This is a genomic window from Myxococcota bacterium (assembly GCA_041389495.1).
Taxonomy (GTDB): Bacteria; Myxococcota_A; UBA9160; order UBA9160; family UBA4427; genus JAWKRT01.
In genome coordinates, this window is sequence record JAWKRT010000002.1 from 141422 (window position 1) to 160574 (window position 19153).

General features: G+C 75.7%; 16 protein-coding genes. 8 read left to right on the forward strand and 8 right to left on the reverse strand.

Annotation, left to right across the window (positions count from 1 at the left end):
• Positions 1-32: 32 nt before the first annotated feature.
• Together R3E88_11395 and egtB are read left to right on the forward strand one after the other, a co-directional pair.
• A complete protein-coding gene (locus R3E88_11395) occupies positions 33-710 on the forward strand; it encodes a class I SAM-dependent methyltransferase (protein MEZ4217074.1) in 678 nt (225 codons plus the stop codon).
• Positions 697-2043: an ergothioneine biosynthesis protein EgtB gene (gene egtB, locus R3E88_11400; GenBank protein ID MEZ4217075.1), complete on the forward strand. Its 1347-nt coding sequence runs from the start codon at positions 697-699 to the stop codon at positions 2041-2043. Before R3E88_11395 ends, egtB begins: the two co-directional genes overlap by 14 nt.
• 51 nt (positions 2044-2094) lie before the next feature.
• Here the strand turns inward: egtB and R3E88_11405 are convergent, their stop codons facing one another.
• From R3E88_11405 to R3E88_11415, 3 genes are all read right to left on the reverse strand, one after another.
• Positions 2095-4959 carry a fused MFS/spermidine synthase gene (locus R3E88_11405; GenBank protein ID MEZ4217076.1) on the reverse strand — a complete coding sequence of 955 codons (2865 nt, stop codon included), beginning with the start codon at positions 4957-4959 and terminating at the stop codon, positions 2095-2097.
• Between the two features lie 40 nt (positions 4960-4999).
• A complete protein-coding gene (locus R3E88_11410; protein MEZ4217077.1) occupies positions 5000-5773 on the reverse strand; it encodes a hypothetical protein in 774 nt (257 codons plus the stop codon).
• Between the two features lie 63 nt (positions 5774-5836).
• Entirely contained in the window at positions 5837-6118 is a 282-nt protein-coding gene (locus R3E88_11415) for an acylphosphatase (GenBank protein ID MEZ4217078.1), read from the reverse strand.
• Between the two features lie 96 nt (positions 6119-6214).
• Here R3E88_11415 and R3E88_11420 point away from each other — a divergent pair, with 96 nt between their 5' ends.
• On the forward strand, positions 6215-8185 hold the full coding sequence (locus tag R3E88_11420) for a cation:proton antiporter (protein ID MEZ4217079.1): 1971 nt from the start codon (positions 6215-6217) through the stop codon (positions 8183-8185).
• Here R3E88_11420 and R3E88_11425 read toward each other — a convergent pair.
• From R3E88_11425 to R3E88_11435, 3 genes are read right to left on the reverse strand one after another with little or no spacing between them, the layout of a single operon-like run.
• On the reverse strand, positions 8182-9084 hold the full coding sequence (locus R3E88_11425) for a glycosyltransferase family A protein (GenBank protein MEZ4217080.1): 903 nt from the start codon (positions 9082-9084) through the stop codon (positions 8182-8184). The two genes, R3E88_11420 and R3E88_11425, sit on opposite strands and share 4 nt — an antisense overlap.
• Positions 9081-10100, reverse strand: coding sequence for a lysylphosphatidylglycerol synthase transmembrane domain-containing protein (locus R3E88_11430; GenBank protein ID MEZ4217081.1), 1020 nt, complete (start codon positions 10098-10100; stop codon positions 9081-9083). The genes R3E88_11425 and R3E88_11430 overlap by 4 nt, the downstream gene beginning before the upstream one ends.
• The gene (locus R3E88_11435) at positions 10097-11095 is read right to left on the reverse strand and encodes a glycosyltransferase (protein ID MEZ4217082.1); all 999 of its coding nucleotides are present in this window, start codon (positions 11093-11095) and stop codon (positions 10097-10099) included. Before R3E88_11435 ends, R3E88_11430 begins: the two co-directional genes overlap by 4 nt.
• A 214-nt stretch (positions 11096-11309) precedes the next feature.
• Between R3E88_11435 and R3E88_11440 the strand changes: the two genes are divergently transcribed.
• Genes R3E88_11440 through R3E88_11455 form a run of 4 tightly spaced genes read left to right on the forward strand, consistent with a single transcriptional unit; the run spans position 11310 to position 15225 of the window.
• Complete coding sequence (locus R3E88_11440; protein MEZ4217083.1) at positions 11310-12407, forward strand: class I SAM-dependent methyltransferase; 1098 nt, start codon at positions 11310-11312, stop codon at positions 12405-12407.
• On the forward strand, positions 12404-13351 hold the full coding sequence (locus R3E88_11445) for a PhzF family phenazine biosynthesis protein (GenBank protein MEZ4217084.1): 948 nt from the start codon (positions 12404-12406) through the stop codon (positions 13349-13351). The genes R3E88_11440 and R3E88_11445 overlap by 4 nt, the downstream gene beginning before the upstream one ends.
• The gene (locus R3E88_11450) at positions 13348-13986 is read left to right on the forward strand and encodes a glutathione S-transferase family protein (GenBank protein MEZ4217085.1); all 639 of its coding nucleotides are present in this window, start codon (positions 13348-13350) and stop codon (positions 13984-13986) included. Before R3E88_11445 ends, R3E88_11450 begins: the two co-directional genes overlap by 4 nt.
• A gap of 12 nt (positions 13987-13998) precedes the next feature.
• The gene (locus R3E88_11455) at positions 13999-15225 is read left to right on the forward strand and encodes an MBL fold metallo-hydrolase (protein ID MEZ4217086.1); all 1227 of its coding nucleotides are present in this window, start codon (positions 13999-14001) and stop codon (positions 15223-15225) included.
• Between the two features lie 27 nt (positions 15226-15252).
• On the opposite strand, the gene R3E88_11460 is transcribed toward R3E88_11455, so the two are convergent.
• The gene (locus R3E88_11460) at positions 15253-16065 is read right to left on the reverse strand and encodes a thioesterase family protein (GenBank protein MEZ4217087.1); all 813 of its coding nucleotides are present in this window, start codon (positions 16063-16065) and stop codon (positions 15253-15255) included.
• A 6-nt stretch (positions 16066-16071) separates the two neighbouring features.
• Complete coding sequence (locus R3E88_11465; GenBank protein ID MEZ4217088.1) at positions 16072-17283, reverse strand: cytochrome P450; 1212 nt, start codon at positions 17281-17283, stop codon at positions 16072-16074.
• 151 nt (positions 17284-17434) lie between these two features.
• Between R3E88_11465 and ilvD the strand changes: the two genes are divergently transcribed.
• Positions 17435-19117, forward strand: a complete 1683-nt coding sequence (ilvD, locus tag R3E88_11470) for a dihydroxy-acid dehydratase (GenBank protein ID MEZ4217089.1) — start codon at positions 17435-17437, stop codon at positions 19115-19117.
• Positions 19118-19153 lie beyond the last annotated feature (36 nt).

Sequence of the window (19153 nt, forward strand, 5' to 3'; positions counted from 1 at the left end):
CCCGTCACGCCGCACCCCCGGAGGAGGATCCGATGCAGACGTCCCACGGCCGACCCCGGCGCGCCGGCCGCCGCGGCCGCGCGCGCGCCCTCGCGGCGGCCTTCGCGGCCATGGCGCTCGCGCTCCTCGTCGCCGGGCCGGCGTGCACGGCGCTCAAGCGCCGCGCCTACGCACCCGCCGATCGCGACGCGTGGCAGCAGCCCGCGCGCGTCGTCGAGGCGCTCGCGCTCGCGCCCGGCGACCGCGTGGCCGACCTCGGCGCGGGCGGCGGCTACTTCACGTTCCGGCTCGCGGACGCGGTCGGGCCCGGCGGGCGCGTCCTCGCCGTCGACGTCGACGACGGCATGCTGAGCGCGCTCGCGCGCGACGCCGGCGAGCGCGGCGTCGCGCAGGTCGAGGTCGTGCACGCGGCGCCCGACGACGCGCGCCTCGCGCCGGCGAGCGTCGATCTCGTGTTCACGAGCAACACCTATCACCACCTGCAGGACCGCGTCGCGTACTTCGAGCGGCTCGCGGCGGCGCTCGCGCCGGGCGGGCGCGTCGCGATCGTCGAGTTCCGGGAGAGCCCGAGCTGGGTGGGCGGCCACCACGCGACGAGCGAGGAGGAGATCGAGCGCGAGATGACGGCCGCCGGCTACCGGCGCGTCGCCCGGCACGACTTCCTCGAGCGGCAGTCGTTCCTCGTCTTCGAGCGCGATGGCGAGCGCTAGCGCGCGCGCGGACGGCGCCGCCCCCGCGCGCGTGCGCACACTGCGCGAGCGCTTCGCGCGCGTGCGCGCCGCGACCGTCGCGCTCGCGCGCCCGCTCTCCGAGGCCGACGCGAGCGTGCAGTCGATGCCCGATGCGAGCCCGACGAAGTGGCACCTCGCGCACACGACCTGGTTCTTCGAGACGTTCGCGCTCGAGCGCTTCGAGCCCGCGTTCGCGCCGCACGACCCCGCCTATCGCGTGCTCTTCAACTCCTACTACAACAGCATCGGCGAGCAGCATCCCCGGCCGCTCCGCGGGCTCGTCACGCGCCCGGGTCTCGCCGAGGTGCTCGCGTACCGCGCGGCGGTCGACTCGCGGGTCGAGCGGCTGCTCGACGCGCCGCACGACGCGCTCTGCGACCTCGTCGAGCTCGGGCTCGAGCACGAGCAGCAGCATCAGGAGCTCGTGCTCACCGACCTCCAGCACGCGCTCGCGCAGAACCCGCTCCTCCCCGCCTACGCGCCCCGTCCGCAGCGCCCCGCGGAGGGCGTGCCCACGCCGCTCGCGTGGGCGGCGTTCGACGAAGCGCTCTGCGAGATCGGCGACGCGGGCGCGGGCTTCGCGTTCGACAACGAGCGCCCGCGCCACCGCGTGTTCGTCGAGGCCTTCGAGATCGCGTCGCGCGCCGTCACGAACGGCGAGTGGATCGCGTTCGTCGAGGACGGGGGCTATGCGACGCCGTCGCTGTGGCTCTCGGACGGCTGGACGCGCCGCTGCGCCGAAGGCTGGGAGGCGCCGCTCTACTGGCAGCGCGCCGAGGCCGGCGCGCCGTGGGAGCGCTTCACGCTCGGCGGGCTCGTCCCCGCGCACGCCGACGAGCCCGTCTGCCACGTGAGCTACTACGAGGCCGACGCGTTCGCGACCTGGGCCGGCGCGCGCCTCCCGACCGAGGCCGAGTGGGAGCGCACGGCGGAGCGGTTCGCGCCCGCGCCCGACGCCGGCCGGCGCGCGGGCTTCGCGGAGGGCGGCGCGCTGCGCCCGCTCGGCTGCGCGGGCGACGCGGACGACGCGTCGCCGACCCTCGGCGCGCACGCCGGCGCTCCCGCAGTGCGACACCTGCTCGGCCACGTCTGGGAGTGGACGCGCAGTCCGTACGTCGCCTACCCGCGCTTCCGGCCCGCTGCGGGCGCGCTCGGCGAGTACAACGGCAAGTTCATGGCCGACCAGTGGGTGCTGCGCGGCGGCTCGTGCGCGACGCCCGCCGAGCACGTCCGCACGACGTACCGGAACTTCTTCCCGGCCGCGGCGCGCTGGCAGTTCAGCGGGCTCCGGCTCGCGCGCGACCCCGCCTAGCGCGCTGCGCGCCGGCTCGCGCCGTGCGCCGCTCCGCCCCGCGCGCCGCGCCTACTGTGCGGAGCCGGCGAGGTCGACCGCGGCCTCGAGCGTCGCGGCCTGCGCGCGCGCGCCGAGGGCGCGCAGGCGCTCGAGCTCGGCGCGCGCGGCGCGCACGTCGCCGCGCGCGGCCGCGAGGAGCCCGGCGTTCGCGATCGCCTTCGGGAAGAACGGGTTCGCGCCGAGCGCGGCGTCGAGCGCGCGCCGCGCGCCGTCGAGGTCGCGCCGTTCGGCGAGCACGCTCGCGAGGTGGTTCCACGCGCCGGCGTCGGCGGGCTCCCGCTCGACCCACGCGCGCAGCCGCGCGATCGCCTCGCCCGCGTCGCCGCGCTCCTGCGCGAGGCCCGCGAGCCCGAGGGCGGCACCGCGGCTTCCCGGATCGGTGCTCGCCGCCTCGCGGAAGAGCTCCTCGGCGCGCGCCGCGTCGCCGCCGCGATGGGCCTCGCTCGCGCGCTCCGCCAGGCGGTCGGCGCGCGCGCGTCGCGCGAGCGCGAGATTCGCGCTCTCCGCTTCGGCTTCGAGCGCGTCCGCGGCGTCGCGATCGCCGCGCTCGCGCAGGCGGCGCGCCTCGAGCCAGGTCTCGAGCGGCGAGGGCGCGTCCGCGTCTCCGCGCGCGGTGCGCGCGAGCGCGACGAGTGCCTCGAAGATCGCGGCGTCGTCGCCGCCGCTCCCGCGCGCCGCGTGCATCTCGAGTCGCGGGACGTCGTCGCGGAGCACTTCGCCGGCGCCGAACGCGGCGCGCACGTCGTCGGCGCTCGCGATGCGCCGCGCCGCGAGCGGGTCGCCGCCCGGCCGCGCGAGGCCGAGGTCGTCGAGCGCGAAGCCCGCCGCGGCGAGCCTCGCGGCGAGGGTCGCGTCGTCGGGGAGTGCGAACGGCTCGTGCGCTCCGAGCAGGATCGCGTTGCGCGCTCCCCAGAGCACGACGCCGTGCTCGAACACGTCGAAGAACGTGCGCGCGATCGATCGGAAGCTCGCGGCGGCGATGCGCTCGGCCGGAATCCACTGCGTGGCGATCCCGCTCGGCGCGACGGCGCGCGCGAGCCGCTCGAAGTACTCGCGCGAGTAGAGCCCCGTGGCGCCGAGCGACCACGGGTGGAGCGTGTTCGCGACGACGACGTCGAACGGCGCGTCGACGCGGCGGAGCCATGCGCGCGCGTCGCGGTGGTGGAGCACGAGCGCGCGGTCGCGCAGCACGCCGCGGTTCGCGGGCTCGAGGTAGCGCCCGGCGCGCAGCACCTCGTCCGCGATCTCGACGCACTCGATCGCGTCGAGCGGGAAGCGCGCGGCCGCGCCGAGCGTGATGCCGGCGCCGAAGCCGACCTCGAGGAAGCGCCGTGGCGCGGGATGGATCGCGAGCGGGAGCGCGGCGAGCAGCTCTTCCGTGCGGCGCGCGTCGCCGCCGGTGAACGCCTCGGAGTCGCCGTCGACGACGAGCTCGCGCTCGCCGTCGCGATCGACGACGACGGCCGTCGCGTGGCGCCCGTGCTCGACGTGGATCGCGCCCGGCGGCTGTCGCTGTGCGGCGCCCCACGTCCCGAGCGCCGTCGCGACCGCCGTGGCGCCGACGGCGCGCGCGGCGGCGCGCGCGAGCGGCATGCGCGCGGGCTCGCGGTCGTGCGCGCGCGCGAGCAGCGCGAGGCCGATCGCGAGGTTCGCGCCCGCGCACGCGAGCGCGCCGCCGACGAGACCGAACGCGGGCAGCAGTGCGAGCGGCGCGGCGAGCGAGCCCGCGATGCCGCCGGCCGTGTTCCACGCGGCGAGTGCGCCGAAGGAGCGGCCGGGCGCCGTGTCGAGCACGAGGCGCGCGAACAGCGGGAATGCGGCGCCCATGCAGAAGGCGGGCGGGAGCGTCCCGAGCGCGACGGCGGCGAGCGAGGCCGCGGAGATGCCCGATGCGCCGCGCGCGAGCGGCGGCGCGAGCACGGCGAGGCCCGCCGCGATCGCGATCGCGCACGCGACCTCGACGCGCGCGAGCAGCGCGCGCGGCGTCGACGTGGAGGCGGCGCGCCGCGCGAGCGCGAGGTTCCCGGCCGCGAGCCCGGCGAGGAAGGTCGCGAGCACGAGTGCCCACGCGAAGAGCGACGAGCCGAGGTGGAGCGCGGCCATGCGCGCCGACAGCACCTCGAAGCCGAGCGTCGCGAAGCCGGCCGCGGCGGCGAGCGAGAGCGTGCCGAGGGGGAGCGGCGCCCGCGGCGCGGGCAGCGCAGGGCGCTCCGCCGCGTCCGCCGCGGGCTCGGCGCCCGGCGTGCGCGCATCGACCGCGGCGGCGTCGTCTGCACCGACCGCGCCGCTCGTCGCCGCTCGGGCGCGCGGCGCCCGATCGAGTGCGACGGCGAGTGCGCCGACGCCCGCCGCGCAAAGCGCGCCCGCGACGAGCGTCGCCCACAGGCCGGACGTCGGGATCGCGAACGCGGCGGCGGCGACGCCGAGCACGGCGCCCGCGGTGTTGATGCCCTGGATCGCGCCGGCCGGCGCGGCCGCGCGCGCCGCGAGCGCGCCCGTGCTGCGAAGCAGCGCGGGCTGCGTGCCGCCGAGCAGGAACGTGACCGGGAAGATCGCGGCCGCGCACGCCGCGAGCATGGCGCTCGCGCTCGCCGGCCCGTGCGCGTCGAGCGCGCGCAGCGCGGCCGTCGCCGCGACGGCGAGCGCCGCCGCTGTGATCTCGAGCAGCCCGTAGAAGCGGAGCGGCCGCGCGCTCGCGTCGACCCGCGCGCCGAGCGCGCGCGACCCGAGCGCGAGCCCGCCGAAGAAGGCCGCGACCACGGTCGCGATCGCGTCGATCTGCACGCCCGCGAGCAGCGCGACCTCGCGCGTCCACACCACCTGGTAGACGAGCGCGGGCGCGCCGGAGAGGAATGCGAGCAGGAGCGCGTGCACGGCCGGCGGAGAGTACCCGAGCGGCGAAGCGCGCCAGGCCTCAGCGCGACTTCGGAATGAACGGATCGAAGGCCGTCACGATCGCGCTCGCGATGTTCGACTTGTCCTCGAAGATCTCCCCGCCCGTGCGGTCCGTCCACTGGTACCGATAGACGCTGCCCCGCGTTCCCCCCGAGAGCTTCTGGGCGAGGTCGATCCCGCCGAATCCCTCGTGAACGACCGTTGCCTGGCGGTCGACGACGCGGATGCGGGCGGAGGTCGCGACGATGTCGCCGCTGAACTGCCCATGGAACTCGATGCCTTCGATCTCCCAGAGCCCTTCGATCACCACCTTGCGGCCGACGCCGTCCCACCGGCCCTTCGTGCCGACGAGCTTCGCCTGCCGGTAGAGGACGTGCGGAACGACGAGCACCGTGTCCGTTCCGGGCTCGGCGAGGCGCTCGAGCACGCGGCCGAGGATGGCCGCGAAGCCCTCGTTCGTGAGCTTCGCGCGTGCGGTGTCGCCGAGCTCGGCCTCCCAGGCCTCGATGAACGCGGGCGGCTCGACGGGCTGCACGCGCACGCCGCTGCGCTCGAGATAGGCCTCGACGAGCGCCTGGACGTGCTCCTCGCCCGCGCGGATCTGCGGCGGGCTCGTGGAGTCGAAGTTCACGGGCGCGACGATCGCGACGTCGGGCAGCACGAGGGGCGGCGGTGGCGCCTTGCAGGCCGCGGTCGCGGCCGCCGCCGCGGCGAGTGCGGCGAGCGCGGTGACTCGCAGGAGCCGGAGCGCGCGGCTCCGCGCTCCGCGCGACCGATGGCGGTCTGCGTCCATGCGTCCTCCTGGCCCCGGCGCTCGCACTCTACGCGAGCCCGTGCGGAGCGTCACGCGGAATGACTAACGAACGCGGAAGCCCGCCTCGCGCGGGGCGTCGATCGCCTCGTGCGCGAGCACCTCGACGTCGTCGACGCGCGCGTTCTCGGGCCCGCGGCGCACGAAGGCGAGCGCGAGATCGACGGCCCCGGTCGGGCCCTCGAAGACGGCCTCCACGCTGCCGTCCGCGCGGTTGCGCACCCAGCCGTGCAGGCCGAGCTCCTGCGCGCGACGGCGCGTCGACGCGCGGAACCACACGCCCTGCACGCGGCCCCGCACCACGACGTGCGCGCGCGTGAGCGTCATCGTGCGTGCCCGCGGCGGGCGCCGATCCGATGCGACACGTGCGCGAGTCTACGCGAGGTCTCGCCCGGGCCGGCGCGAGCGGGGTACGTTCCGGCGGTGCTCGCGTCCAACCCCGCGCTGACCCTCGCGCTCGCGCTCGCCGCCGGCGTCGTCAGCCAGTCGCTCGCGCGGCATCTGCGGCTCCCGGGCATCGTCGTCCTGCTGATCGCGGGCGTCGCGCTCGGCCCGGACGGCATCGGCTGGGTCGAGCCGCGCGCGCTCGGCGACGGCTTCCACTCGATCGTCGATCTCGCGGTGGCGGTCATCCTCTTCGAAGGCGGGCTCAACCTCGAGATCTCGCGACTGCGCCGCGCGCAGGTGGCGATCCGCCGGCTCGTGCTGCTCGGCGCGGTCGCGACGCTCGCCGGCGCGTCGCTCGTCGCGTGGTGGGAGCTCGACGCGGGCTGGGAGCGCGCGGTGCTCTTCGGCAGCCTCGTCGTCGTGACGGGGCCGACCGTCGTCGGCCCGCTCGTCTCCGAGCTGCGGCTGCGGCAACGCGTCGCGACGGTGCTCAACGCCGAGGGCGTCCTGATCGACCCGGTGGGCGCCATCCTCGCCGTGCTCGTGCTCGAGCTCGTGCTCGCGCCCGAGCACGCGGTGAGCGGCGCGACGGGCCTGCTCCTGCGCGTCGGGACGGGCGCCGCGCTCGGCGCGGTCGCGGGCGTCGCGCTCGCGCAGCTGCTGCGGATCCGCCGGCTCGTGCCCGAGGGCCACGAGAACATCCTCGTGCTCGCGGCCGTGCTGCTCGTGTTCGAGGTCGCGGACGCGCTGTCGTCGCACAGCGGCATCCTCGCGGTCACGATCGCGGGCGTCGTCGTCGGCAACTCGAAGACGCTCGTCGATCGCGACCTGCGCGAGTTCAAGGATCAGCTCACCGTCCTGCTGATCGGGCTCCTGTTCGTGCTGCTCGCGGCGGACGTGCGGTTCGCGGACGTCGCGGCGCTCGGATGGTCGGGCGTGCGCGTCGTCGCGGCGCTCGTGCTCGTCGTGCGCCCCGCGGTCGTCGCGCTCGCGACCGCGGGGTCGGACCTCACCTGGCGCGAGCGCGCGTTCGTCGCGTGGGTGGCGCCGCGCGGGATCGTCGCGGCGGCGGTCGCGTCGCTCGTCGCGGGTGCGATGGAGGAGAGCGGGCTAGGCGGCGGCGCGCAGGTGCGCGCGCTCGTGTTCCTCACCATCGCGGGCACGGTCGTGCAGGCGGGCCTCACGGCCGGGTTCGTCGCGCAGTGGCTCGGCGTGCGCCTGCCGCGTCGCGAGGGCGTCGCGATCCTCGGCGCGCAGGGGCTCGGTCTGCTGCTCGCGCGCGAGCTGCGCGCGACGGGCGTGCCGGTCGTGTTCCTCGACTCGAATCCGCAGGCCTGTCGGCAGGCCGAGGACGACGGCTTCGCCGTCGTCTTCGGCAACGCGCTCGAGGAGCGCACGCTCCAGCGCGCCCGGCTCGAGGCGTTCGAGTCGGTGGTGGGCCTCACGCCGAACCAGACGGTGAACGCGGTCTTCGCGAACCGCGCGCGCGATCTCTTCCACGTGCCGCGCGCCTACATCGCCGTCCACGGACAGGGCACGGGCTTCGCCGCCGAGCTCGTGCGCGACGGGCACGCGAAGCTCGTCTTCGAGGGGCCGCACGACGTCGAGCGCTGGGACGTGCGGCTGCGCCACGGCGGCGTCGAGGTCGCGCACTTCGAGTTCGAGGGCGCTCCCGCGCCGGCCGACGAGGGGGCCGCGGACGCGTCGGGAGCGACGTCGGCGAAGAGCGCGGCGAAGGGGGTGGCGAAGACCGGCGAGGCCGCGAGCCCGCCGCCGATCGCCGAGCGCTGCGTGATGCTCGCGGTGCATCGAGGCGGCGCGGCCGCGCAGCCCGTCTCGCGCGGCTGGGCGCCGGCCGTCGGCGACCGGGTCGGCGTCGCGCTCCACGTCCCCGACGGCGACGACGCGGTCGCCGTGCTGCGCGCGCGCGGCTGGAAGCGGATCGAGGACGCGGAGGACGAGCCGTCGTCCCCCGCCGCCGGGAGCGACGCAGCGGCCGTCGCCTAACGTCGCAGCGCGAGCGCGAGCTCGGCGCGCGCGCGAGAGAGGCGGAGCGCGGCGGCGTCGGCGAGCGCGCGCAGCGCGAGATGCGCGCGCACGATGCGCTTCGCGCGCGCCGTTCGCGCGGCGCCCTCCCAGCCGAGCGCCGCGGCGCGCTCGGCGACGCGATCGAAGAGCGCCATCTCCTCCTCGAAGCGGAGCAGGCTCTCCGACTGCCGCCACGTCGCGCCGCCCTCGTGGCGTCGATAGGCGTACTCGACGCGCCGCGTCCCGACGAGCACGTCGCCGTCCATCAGCAGCCCCGACGTGAGGGCGAGGTCCTGCACCTGCTTCCAGCGCGGGTCGAAGCGACGGCCGCGCAGCAGCGCGGCGCGGTAGCAGAGCGTCGGACACATGATGAAGTTGCCGGCCATGAGGGCGCGCAGCGAGCGCTCCCCGGCGAGCTCGTACTCGCGCGCGCCGCGCGCCTGCGGCGGGAGGAAGAGCGGCTTCACGCGGTCGGCGAGCGAGAAGACGGGCGCACCCGCCGCGTCGACGACGCGCGCGTCGCAGTAGAGCGCCGTCGCGCCCGGATGGCGCGCGGCGAGGTCGCGCATGCACGCGACGTAGCCGGGGAGGAGCGCATCGTCCGCGTGGAGGAGCGCGACGAGCGGCGCGTCCGCCAGGTCGAGGCAGCGGTTCCAGTTCGCGGCCATGCCGAGGTTGCGCGCGTTCTCGACGCAGCGGACGCGCGTGTCGCCATCGAGCCCGAGCTCCGCGACGACGGCGCGCGCTTCGCCCCGCTCGCCGTCGTCGCAGACGAGCAGCGACCACGCGGCATCCGTCTGCGCGAGCACGCTCCGCACGGCGTGTGCGAGCAGATCGCGGCCGCGGTGGTAGGGAATGGCGATCGCGAGCTCGCTCATCGCGCGCGCGTTCCATCGGGGCTCGCGGCGACCGGCCGCGCCGCGCCGCGGCCCGCCGCGAAGAGCGCGAGGCCGACGAGCCCCCACGCGAGCGCGGCCGCGAGCGTCGACAGCGAGAGCGCGAGCGCGACCTCGGCGCGCATGCCGACGGCGCCGAAGAGCGCGACGAAGAGCGCCTCGCGCACGCCGGTGCCGCCGATCGAGATCGGCAGCAGGCTCGCGAGCGTCACGAACGGGACGATCACGGCGAACCACGCCGGCCCGACGGACTGGTCGAGAGGCACGGCGAGCGCCGCGACGGCGAGCACGGGGAGCCCCTGGTTCGCGAGCGAGAGCGCGAACGTGCGCACGAGCACGCGGCGATCGCGCGCGGCGCGCGTCGCCGCGGCGACGGCGTGGACGAGCGCGTCGGCGGCGCGCGGCCATGGCGCGGCGAGCCGGCGCAGCGCGCGCTCGGCGAGCCGCGCGAGCGTCGCGTGGGCGACGGCGAGCGGCGCGAGTGCGACCGCCGCGGCGGCGAGTGCGACGACGGCCCGCGCGCGCGGCTCGATCGCCGCTTCCGGCAGCAGGAGCGCGGCGCCGAGCGCCATCGCGCCGAGTGCGCTCATGCCGAGCAGGCGCTCGAGCGCGACGAGCCCGGCGACGGCCGCCGTGCTCCCAGCGTCGCGCCGCGCGTCGTCGAGCCGGTAGACGTCGCCGAGGATCATCCCGGGCAGCACGAGGTTGAAGAAGCTCGCGACGAGGTAGGCGCGCAGCACCGCCGCATAGCGTCCCGCCAGGCCGGCCGCGCGAAGCAGGAGCCGGAAGCGGAGCGCGCCGACCGCGAAGCTCGCGCCGAAGCAGGCGAGCGCGGCGGCCCACGGGAGGAGGGCGGGGCGCACCCACGCCGAACGCAGTGCCGCGACGAGGCCCGTGCCCGGCGGCGCGCTCGCCGCGGCCATCCGGAATGCGAGCCCGAGCAGCGCGAGCGCGACGACGAGCCGGAGCGCGAGGAGCGCGCCGCGCCGCGCGGTCACGGCGCCTCGGGGCCGGCGGTGAGCCTGCGGTGGAGCACCTCGCGCGGGACGTTCTGCAGGTCGTAGCCGAGCGCCGCGAGCACGAGCTGGAAGCCGAGGATCACGGGCAGCGCGGCGAGCATCACCGTGCCGCTCGTCTGCGCGACGTTGCTCTCGATGCCCTCGAGCCAGCGCCGCGCTCCGAACCAGCCGCCGCACGCCATCAGCACCGGGCCGAGCGCGAGCTCGATCGACGCCACGTTGAAGTTGCGCAGATAGTAGTTGTAGAAGACGCGCTTCACGGTGTTGCGCGCGTGGCCGGCCGCGAACTCGAAGACGGCGCGGCGGATGCGCAGGCTGCTCGGCTCCTCGCCGTAGCGCGCGGGCATCGGGACGTCGCACACGACGGCGCGCAGCACGCCGAGCCGGAACAGCACGTCCGACTCGAAGAAGTAGCCGCGTGCGATGCGGTCGAGCGGGAGCGCGCGCGCGACGGCCGCGTGGATCGCCGTGAAGCCGTTGTTCGGGTCGAAGACGTTCCAGTACCCGCTCGAGAGCTTGCACGCGAACGAGAGCAGCGAGTTGCCGACGAGGCGCAGCCGCGGCATCGCGGAGAGGCCCTCGAGATCGAAGAAGCGGTTGCCCTTCGCGTAGTCGGCCTCGCCCTCGAGCAGCGGCCGCACGAGGCGCGGGACGAGGCGCGGGTCCATCTGCCCGTCGCCGTCGAGCTTCACGATCACGTCGGCGCCGGCCTCGAGCGCGGCACGGTAGCCGGCGAGCGTCGCGCCGCCGACGCCTTCGTTGCGCGCGTTGCGCAGCACGCGCACGCGCGGGTCGCGACACTCGCGCTCGACGACGTCGCCCGTGGACTCGGGGCAGGCGTCGTCGACGACGAAGATCGCGCCGCACTCCGGTCCGATGGCGGCGATGACGTCGAGCACGTGCTTCGAAACGCGGTAGCAGGGGATGACGACGGCAATCACGCGCTGGCCCCCGGCCGACTCTCCGCGCTCCACAAGCGATCGGGCCTCGGGCCGCGATCGAGCGCCGCGCGCGTGCGCGCGGCGAAGCTCGGTGACGGGTGCGGAGGCTAACACACGCAGTCGCGCCGCTCGTCGCGCGTGCGCGTGCGACGCGCCGGGGCGAGTGCGCGCGCGACGCGCAGCTCGAAGGCAACTCGGCGCAGGTGTATGCTGCGCGCCCGCGCGCGCCCACGAGGAGCCGATTTCCGTGCGATGGCAGAGCGAAGGCGAGCGCGCACCGCGTCGCGCCGCACCCGACGCCGCGTCCGCGGACCGCGCGTGCGAACGCTGCGGCGCGCCGCTCGAGACGCTGCACGCCGGGCTTCGCGATCGCCACTTCGACACGGAAGCGCCCGCATCGGGCTTCGCGATCGCCGCGTGCGCGACGTGCGACCGCTGGGTGCTGCTGCCGCGGCCGTCGCCCGACGCGCTCGACGACCTCTACCGCGACTACTACACGCACGGGCACGGCGGTGCGGCGCCCTCCGGCTTCGAGCGCTGGGTGGCGCGCGCGACGGCAGCGCGCTCGCTCGGCTACGCGCGCAGCGCGAGCGCGTTCGAGCGCGCGACGGCGCCGCTCGCGATCGGGCCGCTGCGCGCGATCGGCGAGGCGCGCGCGATGTGGCTCCCCGCGCGGCTGCGCGACGCGGGCGGCGGGCGCGTGCTCGACGTGGGCTGTGGCGACGGCGAGCTGCTCGCGCACCTGCGCGAGCTCGGCTGGAGCGTGGCGGGCGTCGAGCCCGACGCGCGCGCGCGCGCCGTGGCGGCGCAGCGGCTCGGCGGCGCGCCCGTCTACGCGAGCGCGGAGGAGGCGGTGGCCGCGGGCGAGCGCGCGGATGCGGTGACCCTCTCGCACGTGGTCGAGCACGCGGCCGATCCCGAGGCGCTGCTCGCCGCGTGCCGGCGCGCGCTCGCGCCGGAGGGCCGGCTCGTCGCGCGCACGCCGAACCCGGCGAGCGCGGCGTGCGCGCGCTTCGGCGCGAGCTGGCTCCACTGGGATCCGCCGCGCCACCTGCGGCTCTTCGGCGAGCGCGGGCTGCGCGCGCTCGTCGAGGCCGCGGGGCTCCGCGTGCTGCGTTCGTTCACGTCGGCGGGCTCGGCGCACTTCGCCTACGCGGCGAGCGCGCGGCTCGAGCGCGACGGCCGCCTCCCCGGCCTCGACCTCGGCGCCGTGCCCGTCGGCGTGCGCCTCGCGTCGATCGCGTTCTGGCTCCGCGAGCACGCGCGCGTGCGCCGCGGCGAAGGCGTGGGCGAGGAGGTCGTGGTGATCGCGACGCTCGCGGGCGGGAAGGAGGCGCGCGCGTGACGAACGGCGACGAGCGCGTGGAGCTTCGCTTCGCGACGGTCGACGTGTTCACCGAGCGCGCGTTCGGCGGCAACCCGCTCGCCGTGTTCCCCGATGCGCGCGGGCTCTCCGACGCGGCCATGCAGCGCATCGCGCGCGAGATGAACCTCTCGGAGACCACGTTCGTGCTGCCGCCGGCCGACGCCGCGAACGACTTCTGCGTGCGCATCTTCACGCCCGCCGCGGAGCTCCCGATGGCCGGGCATCCGACCGTCGGGACGGCCCACGTCCTCGCGACGCGCGGCGCGGTCGACCTCTCGCGCCCGCGGAGCGAGCTGCGCTTCGAGCTCGGCGTCGGGCCGGTGCCGGTCGCGATCGAGTGCCGCGACGGCGCGGTCGCGCGCGCGACGATGCAGCAGCCGCTCGCGCTCTTCGGCACCGTGCGCGAGGACCGCTCCGGGATCGCGGCGCTGCTCGGCCTCGCCGCGGACGATCTCGCTCCGTCGCCCGTCCAGGCGGTGTCGTGCGGCGTTCCGTTCCTGATCGTGCCGCTGCGCTCGTCCGGCGCGGCCGCGCGTGCGCGGCTCGACGCGGCGGCGAGCGAGCGCGCGCTGCGCGACTTCGAGGCGCAGGAGGTGCTGTGCTTCTCGACCGAGTGCGCGACGCCCGGCGCGCTCGCACACGCGCGCGTCTTCGCGCCGCGCCTCGGCATCGCGGAGGACCCGGCGACGGGCGGCGCGGCCGGCCCGCTCGGCGCCTATCTCGTCCGCTACGGCCTCGTCGCGCCGGCCGTCGCGCGCGCGGGCTTCGCCGTCGAGCAGGGCATCGAGATGGGGCGTCCGAGCCGGATCGAGGTGCGCCTCGACGTCGACGACGCCGGCGCGCCGCGCGGCGTGTTCGTCGGCGGCGCGTGCGTACCCGTGACGGAGGGAGTGCTCGCGGTGCGGCGGGGAGACCTGACGTGATCCGGCTGTACGACTACCTGCCCTCCGGCAACGGCTACAAGGTGCGGCTCCTGCTCGCGCAGCTCGGCATCGAGCACGAGGTGGTCGAGCTCGACATCGCGGCCGGGGAGACGCACACCGCCGCGTTCCTCGCGCTCAACCCGAACGGCAAGATCCCGGCGGTCGAGCTCGGCGACGGGCGCGCGCTCGCCGAGTCGCACGCCATCCTCCAGTACTTCGGCGAGGGCACGTCGTTCGTGCCGGTCGACGCGTACGAGCGCGCGCAGATGTGGCAGTGGATGTGCTTCGAGCAGTACAGCCTCGAGCCGTTCATCGGGACGCTGCGCTACTGGCGGCACTCGCTCGGACGCAGCCCGGCCGCGATCGGCGAGGAGCGCTATCGCGAGAAGCTCGACGGCGGGCACCGCGCGCTCGGCATCCTCGACGCGGCGCTCGCCGACCGCGCGTGGCTCGTCGCGTCGGCGTACACGCTCGCCGACATCGCGCTCTACGCCTACACCCACGTCGCCGACGAGGGCGACTTCGAGCTCGCGCGCTTCCCGCACGTGCTCGCGTGGCACGAGCGCGTGCGCGCGCAGCCGCGCCACGTCCCCATCACGCACGCGGAGGGCTCGCGCTCGCTCGGCCGGAATTGATAGGCTCGCGCCATGTCGAACGAACCCGTCGATCCCGGGCCGGACGCGCACGGCCACGCGCACTCCCACGCACACGGGCACGCCCACGCGCACCTCGACGCGCCCGAGCCCGCGAGCGGCGGCGCGCCCGGGAAGCCGCGCCGCCAGGAGCAGGAGAAGGCGCGCGAGGAGATCACCGAGCTCGCGCCGAACGTGCTGCGGATGGAGCTGCCGATCCGCCTCCCCGGCCTCGGCCACGTGAACTGCTACGCGCTCGTCGACGACGACGGGTGCGCGGTCGTCGACCCGGGCCTGCCCGGCCCCGGGAGCTTCTCGGCGCTCGAGGACCGGCTCCGCCGCGCGGGCTTCGGCGTGAAGGACGTGCACACGGTGATCGTGACGCACTCGCATCCCGACCACTTCGGCGGCGCGGTGCGGCTCGCGCGCGAGGCGGGGGCGAAGGTCGTCGCGCACGACTCGTTCTACTTCGGAGTGCCTTCGCCCGAGGACGACGCGAAGATGTCGGTCGAGGACCAGGAGGCGGCGGAGCGCCAGGCCGAGGAGGAGGACGAGCCGCGCGCCGACGGCCGTCCCGCGCCGACGCCGCCCCCGCCGCAGCCCGCGCGCTACCGCGGCCGCCGCACGCCGTGGGGCGGCAAGCGGCCCGGGCCGTCGCGGCTCGCGCGCTGGGTCTTCCTCGCGATGCGCAAGCTGCGCGGCATCCAGTTCGTCCCGACCATCACCGCGCCCGTCGCGAACCTGCAGGTGCTGCGGCTCGCGAAGCGCGAGTACTTCGTCGTGCACACGCCCGGGCACACCGAGGACCACATCTGCCTGCACTGCCCGGAGGAGGAGATCTTCCTGTCGGGCGACCACGTGCTGCCGACGATCACGCCGCACATCGGCGGCATCGCGCGCTCGCTCGACCCGCTGCGGACGTTCTACGAGTCGCTCGATCTCGTCGCGGCGATCCCGCACGTGAGGCAGGTGCTGCCCGCGCACGGGCATCCGTTCGCAGACCTCGCCGACCGCTGCCGCGCCATCCAGGAGCATCACGACGAGCGGCTGCTCGAGGTGAAGCGCATCGCGGGCGAGCTCGGGCCGGCGACCGTCGCCGCCTTCTCGCAGAAGCTCTTCAAGCCGCGCAGCTGGGGCCCGATGGCCGAGAGCGAGACGTACGCGCACCTCGAGCACCTGCGGCTCGCCGGCGAGGCCGACGTCCACCGCGACCGCGCGGGCATGCTCGTCTACGAGCTCTGAGCGCGCGCTGCGCGCGCGCCGTGCTTGCTAGGCGGGAACCGGGTTGTGGAGGCGCGTCGACGCCGCGCGTCCGATCGCGCCGTGCTCGTCGAAGAGCGCGAGCGCGACGAGGCCGACCCCGTCCGTCTCCGACAGCGCGACGGGCGCGAGCGCGATCCACTCGCTGCGCGGCTCGCGCTCGAGGTAGAGCGTCGCGTCCGGGTTGATGTAGGGCGCGTGCGCGCCCGGCCCGCGCCGTCGCACGACGCCGGCGATCGCGTTGCCGAGGTCGGCGAGCGTCGCCGCGCGCTCGAACGGCGTGCACGCGGCGTCCGCGACGAGCGCCATCGGGAGCCGCATCCAGGCCGCGGGCGCGTCCGAGTCGGGCGCGCCCGCCCAGCGCACCCAGGCCTCGCGGTGGAACCCGGGCGGGACGCTCGGGCTCGTGCCCTTCGGCACGATCGCCGTCGTCGGCAGGCCCTCGGGCCCGGGCGGCGGGACGGTGGCGCCGCCGAACGGCTCGCGCGCGGGCGCGTCGCTCGCGCGCGCGAACAGCGCGCTCGCGCGCGCGACCTCGCGGCCCGCGGCGCGCAGCGCGACGTCGACGAGCGCGATGCGGCGCGCCTCGCGCACGACGCGCGTCGCGAGCTCGAGCGGCGCCATCGGAACCGGGCGGTGGAGGTCGACGGTGAGGCGCGCGGCGACGACGTCGCCGCTCGGGCGGTGGCGCTCCGCGCCGTGCGCGAGCAGCCCGAGCACCGGGCCGCCGTGCAGGAAGCCCGCGGCCCACGGGCCGTGCGCGAGCGGCGTCGGCTCGTAGAGGTCACCGCGGCGGACGAAGAGCGCGTCGGGCTCCGCCACGCGTCGTCAGCGCCGCGCGAGCCGCACGGGGATCTCGGTGAACGCGCGGAACACCGGGCTCCCGTGCAGGGGGAGAGGGTCGTCGTTCACGCGCTCGATGCGACGCGTCCCGCGCAGCAGCGCGCCGATCGCGACGCGCGCTTCGAGGCGCGCGAGGTTGGCGCCGATGCAGTAGTGCGTGCCGTAGCCGAACGACAGGTGCGCGTTGCGCGCGCGCCGGAGGTCGAACGCGTCGGGGCGCTCGAAGACGCGCTCGTCGCGGTTGCCGGAGGCGAGCCAGCACAACACGAGGTCGCCCGCGCGCAGCGTCGCGTCGCCGACCTCGACGTCGCGCACGACGCGGCGCGGGTCGAACTGCACGGGCGCGCTGAAGCGGAGCACTTCGTCGATCGCGCCCGGCAGGAGCGACGGGTCGGCGCGCAGCGCGTCGGCGTCGTCCGGCCGCGCCATCAGCTCGATGGCCGCGTTCCCGATCAGCGTCGTCGTCGTCTCGTTGCCGGCGACGAGCAGCAACACGAGCATCGTGAGCATCTCGTCCTCGTCGAGCTTCGAGCCCTCGTGGCGCGCCTGCACGAGCCCGGTGAGCAGGTCGTCCTTGGGCGCGCGCCGGCGCTCGTCGGCGAGCGGCACGAAGTAGGCGCGCATCTCGGTGAGGAGCGCCATCTGGCGGCGCATGCGGTCGGGGTCGCCGCCGTCGAGGAGCCCGAGGCCGAGCGTGCTCACGATGCGGTCGGACCACTCCTTGAACTGCGCGCGGTCCTCGGGCGGGACGCCGATGATCTCGGCGATCACGACGACGGGCAGCGGATACGTGAGCGCCTCGACGAGGTCGACCTCGCCCTTGTCGAGCGCCGCATCGACGAGCTCGTCGGCCACCTCGTGCATGCGCGGCTCGAGGCGCGCGACGATGCGCGGCGTGAATGCCGACGAGACGAGCGCGCGCAGGCGCGTGTGCCGGGGCGGGTCGCTGCCGAGCATGCTCTGCGGCGGCGGGCCTTCCGTGTCCTCGGTGCGGAGCGCCGGCGGCACGATCTCGTTCGAGAACGTCTCGTGGTCGCGCAGGACGCGCTGGATGTCCTCGTAGCGGAAGACGGAGCGCAGCGGCAGCGGGAGGCCTTCGTGCGCGACGACGCGCGCGGCGCGGCCGCGCGCGTAGACGTCGTAGGGGTCGCGCCGGAAGGCGGGGTCGAGAGGGTTGAACGCGAGCGGCTCGGTCACGGCTCCTCCGATCGCGCGGCCGGCGACGGCGCGCGCGAGGGTCGCAGCGATCGACGGCGCGCGCGCGAGCGGCCGCTTTCCCGCTGCTAGACTGGCCGGCCGTCCCGGCCCGCGGGCCGGGTGCGCCCACCCATCCTGAACGGAGCGCGGCATGGCAGGCAAGCTGAACAAGACGAGCGCGCGCCTCACCCAGCGCAAGTCGCAGGGCGCGTCGCAGGCGCAGCTCTACGCGACGGGCCTCGACGAGTCCGACATGGACAAGGCCCAGGTCGGCATCGCGAGCGTCTGGTACGAGGGCAACAGCTGCAACATGCACCTGAACGACCTCGCCGCGAAGGTGAAGGAAGGCGTCGAGGCGGCGGGCCTCATCGGCATGCGCTTCAACACGATCGGCGTCTCCGACGGCATGTCGATGGGGACCGAGGGCATGAGCTACTCGCTCCAGTCGCGCGACCTGATCGCGGACTCGATCGAGACGGTCATGCACGCGCAGTGGTACGACGGCAACGTCTCGATCCCGGGCTGCGACAAGAACATGCCGGGCTGCCTGATGGCGATGGCGCGCGTCGATCGCCCGGCACTCATGGTCTACGGCGGCACCATCAAGCCCGGCCACGGCCGCAAGGGCGACGTGCTCGACATCGTCTCCGCGTTCCAGTGCTACGGCGAGTTCGTCGCCGGCCGCATCGACGAGGACACGCGCTTCGACATCGTGCGCCACGCGTGCCCGGGCCCGGGCGCGTGCGGCGGCATGTACACGGCGAACACGATGGCGAGCGCGATCGAGGCGATGGGCATGTCGCTGCCCTACAGCTCGTCGATCCCGGCCGTCGACCCGGGCAAGCTCGACGAGTGCTTCCGCGCGGGCGCGGCGATCCGGAACCTGCTCGAGCTCGACCTGAAGCCGTCGGACATCATGACGCGCGAAGCGTTCGAGAACGCGATGGTGATCGTGAGCGCGCTCGGCGGCTCGACGAACGCGGTGCTGCACCTGATCGCGATGGCGCGCGCGGTCGGCGTTCCGCTCTCGATCGACGACTTCCAGGGCGTGAGCGACCGCGTGCCCTTCCTCGCCGACCTCAAGCCCTCGGGTCGTTATGTGATGGAGGATCTCCACCGCGTCGGCGGCACGCCCGCGGTCGTCCGCTTCCTGCTCGAGCACGGCGCGATGACGGGCGACTGCATGACGGTGACGGGGCGGACGCTCGCCGAGAACGTGGCCGACCTCCCGGGCCTCGCGCCGGGTCAGGACGTGATCCGCCCCTGGAACGACCCGATCAAGGACAGCGGCCACATCCAGATCCTGCGCGGATCGCTCGCGCCGGACGGCGCGGTCGCGAAGATCACCGGCAAGGAGGGCCTCGCGTTCGCGGGCCCCGCGCAGGTGTTCGACCAGGAAGAGGCGATGCTCGCTGCGCTCGAGCGCGGCGAGATCCGCAAGGGCAGCGTGATCGTCATCCGCTACGAGGGGCCGAAGGGCGGGCCGGGCATGCCGGAGATGCTGACGCCGACGAGCGCGATCATGGGCGCCGGGCTCGGCGAGCACGTCGCGCTGCTCACCGACGGGCGCTTCAGCGGCGGCTCGCACGGCTTCATCATCGGGCACGTGACGCCCGAGGCGCAGGACGGCGGACCGATCGCACTCGTCCGCGATGGCGACCGCATCACGATCGACGCGAAGAAGCGCGTGCTCGACGTCGAGGTCGACGCGGGCGAGCTCGCGAAGCGGCGCGCCGCGTGGACGGCGCCGCCGCTGCGCGCGACGAAGGGCACGCTGTACAAGTACATCCGCTGCGTGAAGAGCGCGTCGGAAGGCTGCGTGACCGACGAGTAGTGCGCGCTGCGCGGCGCGCGATCGCACGGGAGGACG